Origin of the sequence: Microbulbifer sp. TYP-18 (genome assembly GCF_040932045.1) — a bacterium.
Taxonomy (GTDB): Bacteria; Pseudomonadota; Gammaproteobacteria; order Pseudomonadales; family Cellvibrionaceae; genus Microbulbifer.
Genome location: NZ_JBFRBC010000006.1, coordinates 1 through 11,824 on the forward strand (window position 1 = coordinate 1; position 11,824 = coordinate 11,824).

15 protein-coding genes and 1 tRNA gene are annotated in these 11,824 nt (G+C 58.9%); 3 read left to right on the forward strand and 13 right to left on the reverse strand.

The features are described from left to right. The 3 genes from ABVT36_RS07380 to ABVT36_RS07390 form a co-directional block, all read left to right on the forward strand. A partial coding sequence (locus ABVT36_RS07380; RefSeq protein ID WP_368455986.1) for a DNA cytosine methyltransferase occupies positions 1–917 on the forward strand: 917 nt, incomplete at its 5' end. A 165-nt stretch (positions 918–1,082) separates the two neighbouring features. Beyond that, a complete protein-coding gene (locus tag ABVT36_RS07385; RefSeq protein WP_367149238.1) occupies positions 1,083–1,286 on the forward strand; it encodes a DUF4224 domain-containing protein in 204 nt (67 codons plus the stop codon). Further along, positions 1,268–2,326, forward strand: a complete 1,059-nt coding sequence (locus ABVT36_RS07390) for a tyrosine-type recombinase/integrase (RefSeq protein ID WP_367149237.1) — start codon at positions 1,268–1,270, stop codon at positions 2,324–2,326. The genes ABVT36_RS07385 and ABVT36_RS07390 overlap by 19 nt, the downstream gene beginning before the upstream one ends. 78 nt (positions 2,327–2,404) lie before the next feature. On the opposite strand, the gene ABVT36_RS07395 is transcribed toward ABVT36_RS07390, so the two are convergent. From ABVT36_RS07395 to ruvC, 13 genes are all read right to left on the reverse strand, one after another. After that, positions 2,405–2,480: transfer RNA gene (locus tag ABVT36_RS07395), tRNA-Lys, on the reverse strand. A 117-nt stretch (positions 2,481–2,597) separates the two neighbouring features. Continuing rightward, the gene (gene queC, locus ABVT36_RS07400; RefSeq protein WP_367149235.1) at positions 2,598–3,278 is read right to left on the reverse strand and encodes a 7-cyano-7-deazaguanine synthase QueC; all 681 of its coding nucleotides are present in this window, start codon (positions 3,276–3,278) and stop codon (positions 2,598–2,600) included. Next, positions 3,279–3,959 (reverse strand): 7-carboxy-7-deazaguanine synthase QueE, encoded by a 681-nt coding sequence (gene queE / locus ABVT36_RS07405; RefSeq protein WP_367149234.1) that lies wholly within the window; start codon positions 3,957–3,959, stop codon positions 3,279–3,281. It abuts the gene before it with no gap. A gap of 118 nt (positions 3,960–4,077) precedes the next feature. Beyond that, a complete protein-coding gene (locus ABVT36_RS07410) occupies positions 4,078–4,914 on the reverse strand; it encodes a YbgF trimerization domain-containing protein (RefSeq protein ID WP_368455987.1) in 837 nt (278 codons plus the stop codon). A gap of 15 nt (positions 4,915–4,929) precedes the next feature. Beyond that, entirely contained in the window at positions 4,930–5,415 is a 486-nt protein-coding gene (locus ABVT36_RS07415; protein ID WP_368455988.1) for an OmpA family protein, read from the reverse strand. A gap of 110 nt (positions 5,416–5,525) precedes the next feature. Beyond that, entirely contained in the window at positions 5,526–6,821 is a 1,296-nt protein-coding gene (gene tolB, locus ABVT36_RS07420; RefSeq protein WP_368455989.1) for a Tol-Pal system beta propeller repeat protein TolB, read from the reverse strand. Beyond that, positions 6,818–7,567, reverse strand: coding sequence for a TonB family protein (locus ABVT36_RS07425; protein ID WP_368455990.1), 750 nt, complete (start codon positions 7,565–7,567; stop codon positions 6,818–6,820). The genes tolB and ABVT36_RS07425 overlap by 4 nt, the downstream gene beginning before the upstream one ends. A gap of 8 nt (positions 7,568–7,575) precedes the next feature. After that, the gene (tolR, locus tag ABVT36_RS07430) at positions 7,576–8,007 is read right to left on the reverse strand and encodes a protein TolR (protein ID WP_367149229.1); all 432 of its coding nucleotides are present in this window, start codon (positions 8,005–8,007) and stop codon (positions 7,576–7,578) included. Positions 8,008–8,020: 13 nt separating this feature from the next. Then, positions 8,021–8,710, reverse strand: a complete 690-nt coding sequence (gene tolQ, locus ABVT36_RS07435; RefSeq protein ID WP_367149228.1) for a protein TolQ — start codon at positions 8,708–8,710, stop codon at positions 8,021–8,023. Further along, positions 8,707–9,093, reverse strand: a complete 387-nt coding sequence (locus ABVT36_RS07440; protein ID WP_368456096.1) for a YbgC/FadM family acyl-CoA thioesterase — start codon at positions 9,091–9,093, stop codon at positions 8,707–8,709. The genes tolQ and ABVT36_RS07440 overlap by 4 nt, the downstream gene beginning before the upstream one ends. A gap of 82 nt (positions 9,094–9,175) precedes the next feature. Beyond that, entirely contained in the window at positions 9,176–10,195 is a 1,020-nt protein-coding gene (gene ruvB, locus ABVT36_RS07445) for a Holliday junction branch migration DNA helicase RuvB (protein ID WP_367149225.1), read from the reverse strand. Between the two features lie 422 nt (positions 10,196–10,617). After that, a complete protein-coding gene (ruvA, locus tag ABVT36_RS07450; RefSeq protein ID WP_368455991.1) occupies positions 10,618–11,226 on the reverse strand; it encodes a Holliday junction branch migration protein RuvA in 609 nt (202 codons plus the stop codon). An 18-nt stretch (positions 11,227–11,244) separates the two neighbouring features. Next, the gene (gene ruvC / locus ABVT36_RS07455) at positions 11,245–11,775 is read right to left on the reverse strand and encodes a crossover junction endodeoxyribonuclease RuvC (RefSeq protein ID WP_368455992.1); all 531 of its coding nucleotides are present in this window, start codon (positions 11,773–11,775) and stop codon (positions 11,245–11,247) included. Positions 11,776–11,824 lie beyond the last annotated feature (49 nt).

The following is an 11,824-nucleotide window of genomic DNA, read 5'->3' on the forward strand; positions in this document are numbered from 1 at the left end:
GAGTGATGGCAGCTTATTACAACGAGATTGATCCATTTGCGGCCCAGTGGTTAAGAGAACTGATTTCAGCCGGTCACATAGCGCCAGGCGATGTCGACGAGAGGAGCATTGAGGATGTTCGACCAAATGAGCTTGTGGGATACACACAATGCCACTTCTTCGCCGGAATTGGGGTCTGGAGCTACGCACTCAGAGAGGCAGGCTGGCCCGATAACAAACCAGGATGGACCGGGAGCTGCCCATGCCAACCTTACAGCCCGGCAGGCAAGGGAGAAGGGGAAGCTGACGAGCGGCACCTATGGCCCGCGTGGTTCCATCTCATTGAGCAGTGCCGCCCTGGAACAATCTTTGGCGAGCAGTCTTCGAGTAAATCTGCGCTCGGTTGGCTCGACCTTGTACAGGCTGACCTGGAAGGAGCGAACTACACCAGCGGGGCGCTCGATTTATGCGCTGCGGGCGTCGGTGCTCCGAACATCCGGCAGCGCCTCTACTTCGTTGCTCAAGAGCGGATGGATAACTCCTACAAGTCGAGACCACAAGGGCGACCCTACCACACCTCGAGCGAGAGGACGTCAGCTGCCATATCAGGCGACATTAGCGGGTTGGCCAACTCCCATTGCCTCGGATTCAAGCAAAGGGGGTCGGGTCAGTCCTCGATCTGTAGGAATGGCTTTACCGGAGACGGTTGCCTTGCTGAGAGATCCAGCGGGCCCGGTCCGACTGGCGGCTTCTGGCGAAACCCTGACTGGCTCGGCTGCAAAGATGGAAAGTTCAGGCCAGTTGAACCCGGCACATTCCCGCTGGCTGATGGGGCTCCCGCAAGAGTGGGACGATTGCGCGGTTATGGCAATGCAATCAATGCGAAGTTAGCTGCTGCATTTATTAGTACGTATATGCAGTCCAAAAGTGCGGCATGAGATACGGCAGCGTATGCAGTGGTATCGAAGCGGCCATAGGACTGACAGTACTTTGAAACAGGAAGCTAAGCAATAGCCGCAATAGTGAAAGAAACCTGTAGCCAATGTAGGGGCCCTGTTATTGGAAAGGTCCTGGCGGTTTGAGTTGGATTAAGGAGAAAGCGCGTGCGCCTATTAACCATTGAGGAAATCCGAGAGCTAACGGATTACCGGCACCCGGATAAGCAGTGCAAGGCCCTGGTTGCCATGGGTGTTCGTTTCCTTCGTTGCCCGCGGACAGGGCGGCCGAAAGTACTTTATGAGGATCTGCGCCCGGAAGTCCGACTGAATCAAAATAAGACGGAACCAAAATGGGAACTGGCAAACTGACCAAAAAGCCCTTTGCTAAAGGTGTGCGCTGGAAAAACGGAGCTTGGCGTTATCGAGTGCCCCGCTGGCTTGACGCTACCACTCGTCATCGACTCTTCGATGGCAAGGCGGAATATACGCTCGGCTACACCATAGCCGACGCGGCTCAACGATATTCCGAGATAATGCAGGAGTTAGACAGCGAAACATCCAATATCAGTATTATGAGTGAGCTGATGGATCGCTACATTTCGGAAGTGGCACCTCTAAAAGCGCCAGCAACACGGCGTAACAATCTCATCAGTTTGAAGCGATTACGTGCCGTATTTGGACATATGCCCCCTAGTGAAATAGAGAGCCACCAAATTTTCAAGTATCGCGACTTACGTCGAGAAACCCCTACATCTGCCAATCGTGATTTAGAGGTACTCTCACACTTATTTAGCAAAGCAATTGAATGGGGGGTACTGCGTAATAATCAACACCCCATGCGCGGTCTCCGTATAAAAAATCCAGGGCGCGTCCGCAAGCGATATGTCACCGACGAGGAACTGCATGCTGCTTTGTCCTATGCCAGTAACTTCCTTCAAGCTTATGTAGGGCTGAAAATGACACTAGGAGCACGCAAAGCCGACATGCTTCGCCTTGAGCTGCGGACTAAGACCAATGAGGGAATTAAGGTGCAACCGGCTAAGACAGCCGATTCATCAGGGAAAGTAACTGTGTACAAACTTACACCAGAGCGTGAGGCTGCCTGGGCAGCTGCTCTTGCGGCACGTCCGCAGCGCGTATCCAGTACCAACTACCTCTTTTGCACCCGCAAGGGTGACCCATACATTGATGAGGAAGGCAATACCAGTGGCTTCGATAGCATCTTTCGGCGCTGGATAGACAAAGCGCTCAAGATGGGAGCAATTCAAGAGCGGTTTACCGAAAATGACCTACGAGCCAAAGTCGCTTCTGACAGTGAAGATATGGAACAGGCGAGGCGCCGGTTGTCTCACACGAGCGCCTCAACGACTAGGCGGCATTATCATCGCAAGCCTGAAGAAGCTGACTAAATAAAAGTGATCTTGTGGGACAATTGGCTCTTTGTGGGACAGAGTGGAGGTAGCGAATGCTCTACAGGCCCCGGAATATGGTGGGTCGTGCTGGATTCGAACCAGCGACCAATTGGTTAAAAGCCAACTGCTCTACCAACTGAGCTAACGACCCTTCGATGCCTCAACGTGAGGAGTTGCGTATCTTACGGATCTATTTCCGAAAAACAATACCTGATGGTAAAAAATCTTAAAGATTTGAAGAGCTTAGAGCCAAAGTCCGGCTCACACATCAAGTGCTGGCATAGGGCGTGGGGTCGGCCAGGCCCGCTTCGGCAAATCCTGCGGCACGCAGGCGGCAGCTATCACAGCGACCGCAGGCGATACCGTCTGTATCCGCCTGATAGCAGGATACGGTCAGGCTGTAATCGACGCCCAATGCGCTGCCGCGGCGGACTATGTCCGCTTTGCCCATCTGCATCAGCGGCGCCCGAATACGCAACCCACAGCCTTCGACTCCGGCTCGGGTGGCCAGATTCGCCATACGCTCAAACGCCTCGATATAGTCGGGGCGGCAGTCCGGGTAGCCGGAATAGTCCACTGCATTCACGCCGACAAAAATATCCCGCGCACCCAGTACCTCCGCCCAACCGAGGGCGATTGATAGAAACACAGTGTTTCGCGCCGGCACATAGGTAACCGGGATACCATCGGTCTCGGTTTCCGGCACCTGAATACTGTCGTCCGTGAGTGCGGAACCGCCGATAGTGCGCAGGTCCAGCCTTACTACCTTGTATTGGCGGGCGCCAAGGCTTGTCGCGACCCTCTGAGCGGCGCGCAACTCAGCCTGGTGGCGCTGGCCATAATCAAACCCCAGGGCGTAACACAGGTAACCCTCTGCACGGGCCATGGCCAGCACGGTGGCGGAATCCAGCCCTCCGCTTAGCAGGACCACAGCTCTTCTTTCAGTCATTTATACTCCCGGGACGTCGCCCCACAGCAATTTATGCAACTGGATCTGCATGCGCACCGGTACTCCGGTTTCCAGTATCCACTCGGCCAGTTGGCGGGGTGCGAGCTGATCATGACTCGGGGAAAACAGTACTTCGCCGACCCGCTCGGACAGGCGGTAGCTGTCCAGGGTAAAGATCGCCCAATCGAAGTCTGTCCGGTCACAGATAACGAATTTTACCTGGTCGCGTTGATTGAGCAGGGCGATGTTTTCCATCCGGTTGCGATGCTGCTCTCCAGAGGCCGGGGTCTTCAGATCGACCACCCGCGACACGCGCCTGTCCACCTCTTCGACAGACAGGGCCCCGCTGGTTTCAAGCGACACCTGGTAGCCGGCATCACACAGGGCAGTGAGAAGCGGCAGGCAGTTTGGCTGGGCCAGCGGTTCACCACCGGTCACACACAGGTTGCGCGCCGGGTAGCTGCGCACTCTCCCCAGTATTTCGGCCAGCGACAAGCGCTCGCCGCCGTAAAAGGCATATTCGGAATCGCAGTAGGTGCAGCGCAGCGGGCAGCCTGTGAGGCGCACGAATGTCGTCGGCAGCCCCGAGTCCCGCGCCTCCCCCTGCAGGGAGTAAAAGATCTCACTGATACGCAGTGTTTCCCTGTGCAAACTCTGCGACCCAGTATGCAATTCGGTCATAGTCACCAGACAAAGTAAAACGCCCGGGCGGCCGATGCCGTCCGGGCGCGAAATCATAGTGGCATTGCGGTTAAAAAACCAGCGACGGGCATCGACCGCTTGGTCGCAAAACTGGGATTTATTGCTGCAGATTCTCCTGCAGATACTGCTTGGCGAGGCCAGCGGCGCGGGCATCACTGGCGGCCACCTGCTCCAGCAACTCGCGGGCGCGGCTGTCGTCACCCAACTGATGATAGACAGTACCCAGCTTGTAACGCCCGTCCCACACTTTGGTGGAGTTGGGATAACCGTCCAGTAAGGCCACAAACCACTGGCGGGCTCCTTCGAGATCGCCCTGGACCAATGCTATCTCACCCAGCCAATAGTTGGCGTTGGGGGCATATTTGCCGTTGGGAAAGTCGGCCAACAGGCGTTTGAATGCGGTACTGGCGCCCACATAGTCGCCTTCACGGGCCATACCAAAACTGGCCTGATAGCGCTCGCGCTCGTCACCGCCCTGGGCACCAGGTACGGACTGGGGGGCTTCACTGGCATCGCCACCCGGGTCAGCGGGGGCATCACCGCCGTCTTCGGGGAGGGGCGATGGCTGCTCACCCGAAAGCCGGGAGATGCGCCGGTCCAGGTCCATATAGTCATCGGTGCGCTGCTGCTTGAGGCGTTTTATCTCATGTCGCAGCTCTTCCACAACGCCGCGCAATTCCCGCACTTCCTGCTGCAGCACCTGCATCTGGTAGTAGGCTTCCGCCTGTGGGTTGGTCTGGGCACGGGGCTGCTGCGCAGCCACCGGCACAGCGCTGGAATAACGGGATTCCCCGGCAGAGCCGTCACCATAGACGGGGACCGGCCGGGAATCCCGGTTCTCGGACAGGTCCACCACCGGGGCCTGCGCGAGAACCGAGGATACCGCAGCCAGTGTGACTACGGTGACTGCGGCTTGTCTTATCAAGAGTGCCATGGGCAGCCTGTTGGGTTACTCGACGATTACGACGCGGCGGTTCATGGCGCGGGCGCTTTCGCTGTCACCAGGAACAGCCGGACGCTCTTCACCATAGCTGATAACTTCGAGGCTGCCGGAGTCGACGCCCTGCAGGACCAGGAAATCGCGAACCGCATTGGCGCGGCGCTCACCCAGGGCCAGGTTGTACTCCCGGGTGCCCAGCTCGTCAGCATGGCCTTCCAGGCGCACGCTGAGCGCGGAACCGCGCAGGCGGTCGGCGTGCTGTATCAGCAGTTCGCGGGTTTCCGGCTTCAACAGGGATTTGTCGAAGTCAAAGTAAACCGTATTGTCCAACGGCACTACGGTTTCCTCGACCGGGGTCTCAACAACCGGTGGAGGGGTAGTAGTGCCCACCACCTGCGCCTCCTGGCCACCATCCACTGTATCGGTAGTAGAACAACCGGCCAATACCGCAAATACAGCAGCCAGACCCAGGCCAGTTTTTACTGATTTAAACATAAGCTACTCCGCTTTTTGTGTTATCGAAAACTCTATTCTGTAAGATTCTTACTAAGATACTTGTATTGTTTGCTGAAACCTCGGCCCGCTATTCAACAGGCATCCCCAATTCAGTCAAAGTAAGGCGACCATGCCGGTTCGCGAACATCCCCCCGCTGGGAGGGCAGGTTGTACTTCACTCCCGCATCCAGCGAAACCGCCGCCAGAATACCCTTGCCCCCCCGCTTGGTGGCATACATCAACATGGCTCCGTTGGGGGCGATACTGGGGGATTCGTCCAGCGACGTCTCCGTGAGCACACGCATTCGGCCGGAATTGATATCCATTGTCGCAATGGTGAAAACCCCCCTGCTGCGATGGACCATTACCAGCGTCTTGCCATCCGGTGACACCCGCGGCCTAGCGTTATAGTCACCATCGAAGGTTAAGCGGTCTACTTGACCGGTGGCAAGCGTCAATTGATAAATTTGTGGCTTACCTCCCCTATCGGAGGTGAAAATCAGCGATTTGCCGTCAGGCATCCAGTTCGGCTCGGTATCGATGGAGAAGTGACGGGTCATGCGCGTAAAGCGTCCGGAATTCAAATCCAACACATAGATCTCCGGATTGCCGTCCTTGGAGAGCACCATGGCCAGTTTGGTTCCGTCCGGGGACCAGGCCGGTGAACTGTTCAGCCCCTTGAAGTTGGTCAGCTGCCGGCGTGCACCGGTATTCAGGTTTTCGACAAAGATAGCCGGGCGCCCGGTTTCAAAGGATACGTAGGCCACCTGCTGCCCGTTCGGCGACCAGCTGGGTGACATCACCGGCGCGCTGAAACGGCGGATCTCCCGCGGTCGCGCGCCGTCGATATCCGCCCGCATCAGTACATAGCTGGGGCGACCGCCACGGGTCTGTTCCAACACGTAAACCATCTGGGTGGAGAAGGCCCCGCGGATACCGGTGATGGCCTGAAAGATCTCGTCCGCCGCGCGGTGGGCGATATCCCGCAATTGATCGCGCCCCCCACTCACCTGCCGGGTGAACATTTTCTGCTGGCCAAAAATATTCACCAGGTCAAAGGTCAGCAGATAGCCATCTGCCTGGGGCTCAATACGGCCTGTCACCACATATTCAGCGCCGAGGATGCGCCAGTCCCGGAACACTATTTCGTCCGGGGATTTTGGGAAAGACAACATATCTTCTTTGGGCACCGGGGCAAACAGGCCACTGCGACGCAGGTCGGCGGCGACGATCCCGGACACATCCTCCGGCAGCACGCCGGTACCGGACCAGCCAAACGGTGACACTGCGATCGGCGTGGGGTCGTCTATGCCACTGGTGATATCCACCACCAGTTGGGCCCGGGCAATCCCGCTCACCGACAGGGTAATGGCAAGGGAAACGAGTATGGCGAGTTTTCTGATCATTGGCGCAGGTCTTCGACTCTAAAGTTCAACAGGGTTGTGCGCACTTCGCGCTCGAACAGGGCGGGCTCCCGGCGGGCCAGCTCCGCCACTTCGGGAAACACCTCCACTTTGCGAATGGCGGTGAGCACTGAGCGATCCAATGCGGCATTGCCACTGCCCTCGACAATATTGGCTGCCACCACGCGGCCGGTGGGTACAAAGTTGATTTGTGCCACCGTAAGCATGCCGTTGCGGGCACTGGGAGGGCGGCTCCAGACGGATTCGATGCGCGTCCGGATAGCCTGGGCCACGGACATGACTGCCTGCGTGTCCTCGCTGGCATCCAACAGCTCCTCCTCTTCCTCCAGCGCCTCCTCGAAGGCGCTCTGGCGTTCGCGGTCCAATTGTTCCTGGCGTTCTTTCTCCGCGCGCGCCTGGTCTTCCTGTTTCTTAAGCTCGTCCTCGGTCTTCTTCGCCTCGTCACGCTCGGGCTTTTTTTCTACCGCACGGGGTTTTTTCACCTCCTGCGCGCGGCGCTGACGGTCCAGCTCGCGCTGGCGACGCTTCTGCTCAAGGTCCACCTTGGGGGGAGGCGTCTTCTTTTTGGTCACCTTGGGCTCAAGGGTTACCAGTTTCGCCTGCACCACTTGCGGCATTGGTTTCAGCTCCCGCTCACTGGTCGCCTCCCAGCCGTAGACCAGCAGGACAATCAGCGCCCCGTGCAGCAAAAGGCTGACGGCGATCGCCAGTGGGTAGGAGCCACGCATAGCCTACGCTACTCCTGCGGGGGTTCAGTGACCAGTCCGACGCTCGGGGCACCGGCCTGTTGTAACTGGGTCATGGCGCCCACAATGAGGCCGTAGCGGGCCTCGGTGTCACCCCACACCAGCACCGGGGTGGCGGGCTTCTGCCGCAGTACCTTGGCCACTGTTGCGCTAATTTCCTCAAGGGGCTTGGCCACTTTTTCGTCCTTGCCGAGATTTAGGTAATAGGTGCCGTCGGCGCGCACCGAAACGATCAGTGGTTCGTCATCGGTGTTGTCGATGGGTGCCGAGGGGGCGTCGGGCAGGTCCACCTTGACCCCCTGCATCAGCAGCGGCGCCGTCACCATGAAAACCACCAGCAGTACCAACATTACGTCGATGTAGGGTACGACGTTGATCTCCGAGACCAGTTTCTTTTTGGGTGCCTTGCGGGAAATGCTCATAGATGCATCCGGTTCAGCTGGAGTGCACCTTGCGGTGCAGTATGGAGGAGAACTCCTCGGCAAAAGTCTCGTAGCTGGACAACAGCCATTCCGCCCTGGCGGCGTAGCGGTTGTAGGCCAGCACAGCGGGAATAGCAGCGAACAACCCCATTGCAGTGGCCACCAGGGCCTCACTGATGCCCGGCGCCACCGTGGCGATAGTGGCCTGGTGCATTGTGGCCAGACCGCGGAAGGAGTTCATGATGCCCCACACGGTGCCGAACAGGCCGATATAGGGGCTCACGGAGCCCACGCTGGCGAGAAACGGCAGATTCATTTCCAAGCGTTCCTGCTCCCGGTTGAGGGCCACGCGCATGGCGCGCTCCACCCCTTCCATCACCGCTTCGGGACTGCTGTGGCCCTGCTGACGCAGGCGGGTGAACTCCGTCAGGCCGGCGCGAAAAATGGATTCCAGACCGTGCACCCGCCCCTTCTCGGCGCGGGTGTTGCCTTCGCGGAACAGCTGATTGAGGTCCGCCCCCGACCAGAAGCGGCGCTCAAAGCCGGACAGGGCACTCTTGGCGCGGGACAGATAGAGTCCACGCTGCACAATCATGACCCATGAAGTCACCGAGGCTATCAACAACAGCAACATAACCAGTTGTACCAGCAGACTGGCACTCTGTATCAGACTCCAGAGGGAGATTTGTTCACCGGCGTTCATTCTTTACAAGCTGCCTTCAATGCTGAGTAAATGGATGCGGGTAGCGCACAGGGCTTGCGATTATTCTCTGCAACGCAGGCGACTTTGACCACGCCCTGGCAAATTATTTCACCGTCGCGCCAGATTTTTTGCTCGAAGGTGATCCCCGCGCGCCCCAGTTTGCCAATCGCCGCGGTTGCCCGCAACGTATCGTCTAGGCGAGCGGAACGACGGTACTGTATTTGCGCCGAATGCACCACCAGCAACAGGCCCTCGCGAGGCATAGCTGGCTTATCATAGCCGAGTGAGCGGACCAATTCTGTGCGCGCGCGCTCCATATACTTCAAATAATTAACGTAATAGACAATCCCGCCCGCGTCCGTATCCTCTATATAGACACGCATCGGAATACTGAAAGGCTCGCTCACCACTGCTCCTCTTGGCTGCCCCGTTTTGGTTGCTTGTGGAGTCGCGGCACCGGAGCCGCTAGCTGCCGCCGGGGTGCGGCAGGCCAAAGTGTTCATAGGCGATGGCGGTTACCACCCGGCCGCGCGGTGTGCGCGTGATATAGCCCTGCTGAATCAGATAGGGTTCCAGCACATCCTCAATGGTGCCCCGCTCTTCACTCACCGCCGCGGCGAGGCTGTCCACCCCCACCGGACCACCGTCGAACTTCTCGATCATCGCCAGCAGCATGCGCCGGTCCAACTGGTCAAAGCCCCGCGCGTCCACGTTGAGCATATTCAGCGCGGCATCCGCGGTGTCGGTATCCACGCTGCCGTCCCCCCGCACGTCGGCGAAGTCCCTCACGCGGCGCAACAGCCGGTTGGCGATGCGGGGGGTACCGCGAGCGCGCCGGGCCACTTCCACCGCGCCACCCGCGTCCATCTCCACTCCCATCAGGCCCGCGGAGCGGCGCACTATGCTGGTCAAGTCCTCCACGCTGTAAAACTCCAGGCGCTGGACTATCCCGAAACGGTCCCGCAGGGGCGAGGTCAGCAGACCTGCGCGGGTGGTGGCCCCCACCAGAGTAAACGGCGGCAGGTCCAGTTTGATGGAACGCGCGGCCGGGCCCTCGCCGATCATGATATCCAGCTGGTAGTCCTCCATGGCCGGATAGAGGACCTCTTCCACATGGGGACTCAGGCGGTGGATCTCATCGATGAAAAGCACATCGCCCGGCTCCAAATTTGTCATCAGGGCGGCCAGGTCCCCAGCCTTCTCCAAGACCGGACCGGACGTGGTTTTGATGGCAACCCCCATCTCGGCCGCGATGATATTGGCCAGGGTTGTTTTGCCGAGACCCGGCGGCCCGAATACCAGTGTGTGATCCAGTGCCTCGCCCCTGAGCCTGGCGGCCTGGATAAAGATTTCCATCTGCTCGCGCACCACCGGCTGGCCCACATAGTCGGCCAGGGACTTCGGTCGCACGGCGCGGTCGTGCTGCTCTTCCTGGCCCTCGGGCCCGAGCGGTTGGGGGGCGATGAGACGGTCGGCTTCAATCACGGCACTATCTCCCGGTCAGGGCCCGTTGACAGTCACTGAGTGAGCCCTGCTGCCACTGGTTTTGATCTGCAAGGCGGGAATTGTGCGGTGTGGCGGACCCACATAAACAGTTTCTAGCGCCGCAGGGTACAGAACCAGTGACTGCCCTTCGAGTTGTGGCGGACCAGACGCCACTCTTCGTTAATCGCCTTCTATTTGGAGCAACCAAACCGCTCTCCTCGTGCCTCGATTGGCACTTTTTATGTCACAACGGGACCTAGCAGGTTGTTGAAAAAGGCATCCTGCCTGTTTCAAAACACGAAAAGCGAAAAATGTGATTTTCACTTTTCTTCCAAAATCAACGACTTAGGCGTCGTCGATTTTGCCGGAACATCCATATTCCGGTACCAGGCTGTCGAAATTCTGCGAATTTCGACAGCCTGCTAGGCAGGGGCCATGCTTTTCAGGGCCAGCCGGATCAGCGTGGCGCTGTCGGCATCCGGTGCCTGTTTATTGGCGCGCGCGACCATTTTGGCCGCGTCGACCGGCTTGTAGCCCAGCGCGGTCAGGGCGATCTCCGCCTCACCGGCACTATCGGCCCGGACTCTTTCGGCGCTGGCCACAGCGATATTGTCGCCATCGCCGGATTGGGGCGCCAGTTTGTCGCGCAGCTCGATGATAAGGCGCTCGGCGGTTTTCCTGCCCACACCCGGCAGCTTCACCAGCGCGGCTACATTGTCCTCCGCCACACAGCGGGACAGGGAGGCGGCATCGAGGCCGGAGAGAATCGCCAGCGCCATTTTCGGCCCGACGCCGTTGACTTTGATCAAAGTGCGGAAGAGTTGGCGGTCCGCCTCGTGGATAAAACCATAGAGTTGTTGTGCGGTCTCGGAAACCGCTAGGTGGGTGTACAGTTGCACCCTCTGCCCCAGCGGTGGCAGCTCGAATATGGTGGTCATGGGCGCGAGCAGTTCGTAACCCACACCTTGCACGTCCAGCAGCAACAGGGGCGGCTGCACCACCGCCAGGCTGCCATTCAGTCTTCCTATCATCTTATTGTCCGTTTTCCGTCAAGAGACACTCAGGCGGCCGCGGCGAAACCGGCTTGTACTGCCGGTAGCGGTTTGCACCAGTGTCTGTATGGTGTGCAGATGGCACAGGGCCACAGCGAGGGCATCCGCCGCATCTTCCTGCGGGCTGGCAGGCAGCTGCAGCAGGGTTTTGACCATATGCTGCACCTGCAGCTTGTCCGCCGCGCCACTGCCGACCACCGCCTGCTTGACCTTGCGCGCTTCGTATTCCGCCACCTCCAGGTCCGCCTGGACGGCGGCAACGATGGCTGCGCCGCGGGCCTGCCCAAGTTTCAGCGCCGAAGCGGCGCTCTTGGACATGAATACGTTTTCGATTGCCATCTGGGTGGGCCGATACTGGCCGGCGATCTGGCTCACGGCATCAAAAATAAGTTTGAGGCGCTCCGGCAGGGCCGCATCCGGGATGCGAATCACACCGCTGGCGACATAGCGGGCCTTGCCCCGCCCAACATCAATCAGGCCGTAGCCGGTCTTGCGCGAGCCGGGATCTATTCCCAGAATCCGAGTCACCGCAGACTATCCCCTGTACATTTATACAAATAGTGGGCCCGAGTGTCCC

What these genes read in the sequence shown, in the direction of transcription:
- queC (WP_367149235.1), bottom strand. Translation starts at nt 3,278, where the DNA reads ATGACTGAAAGAAGAGCTGTGGTCCTGCTAAGCGGAGGGCTGGATTCC.
- tolQ (WP_367149228.1), bottom strand. Translation starts at nt 8,710, where the DNA reads ATGAACGCCGGTGAACAAATCTCCCTCTGGAGTCTGATACAGAGTGCC.
- ABVT36_RS07440 (WP_368456096.1), bottom strand. Translation starts at nt 9,093, where the DNA reads ATGCGTGTCTATATAGAGGATACGGACGCGGGCGGGATTGTCTATTAC.
- ABVT36_RS07410 (WP_368455987.1), bottom strand. Translation starts at nt 4,914, where the DNA reads ATGGCACTCTTGATAAGACAAGCCGCAGTCACCGTAGTCACACTGGCT.
- tolB (WP_368455989.1), bottom strand. Translation starts at nt 6,821, where the DNA reads ATGATCAGAAAACTCGCCATACTCGTTTCCCTTGCCATTACCCTGTCG.
- ruvA (WP_368455991.1), bottom strand. Translation starts at nt 11,226, where the DNA reads ATGATAGGAAGACTGAATGGCAGCCTGGCGGTGGTGCAGCCGCCCCTG.
- tolR (WP_367149229.1), bottom strand. Translation starts at nt 8,007, where the DNA reads ATGAGCATTTCCCGCAAGGCACCCAAAAAGAAACTGGTCTCGGAGATC.
- queE (WP_367149234.1), bottom strand. Translation starts at nt 3,959, where the DNA reads ATGACCGAATTGCATACTGGGTCGCAGAGTTTGCACAGGGAAACACTG.
- ABVT36_RS07390 (WP_367149237.1), top strand. Translation starts at nt 1,268, where the DNA reads ATGGGAACTGGCAAACTGACCAAAAAGCCCTTTGCTAAAGGTGTGCGC.
- ABVT36_RS07415 (WP_368455988.1), bottom strand. Translation starts at nt 5,415, where the DNA reads ATGTTTAAATCAGTAAAAACTGGCCTGGGTCTGGCTGCTGTATTTGCG.
- ABVT36_RS07425 (WP_368455990.1), bottom strand. Translation starts at nt 7,567, where the DNA reads ATGCGTGGCTCCTACCCACTGGCGATCGCCGTCAGCCTTTTGCTGCAC.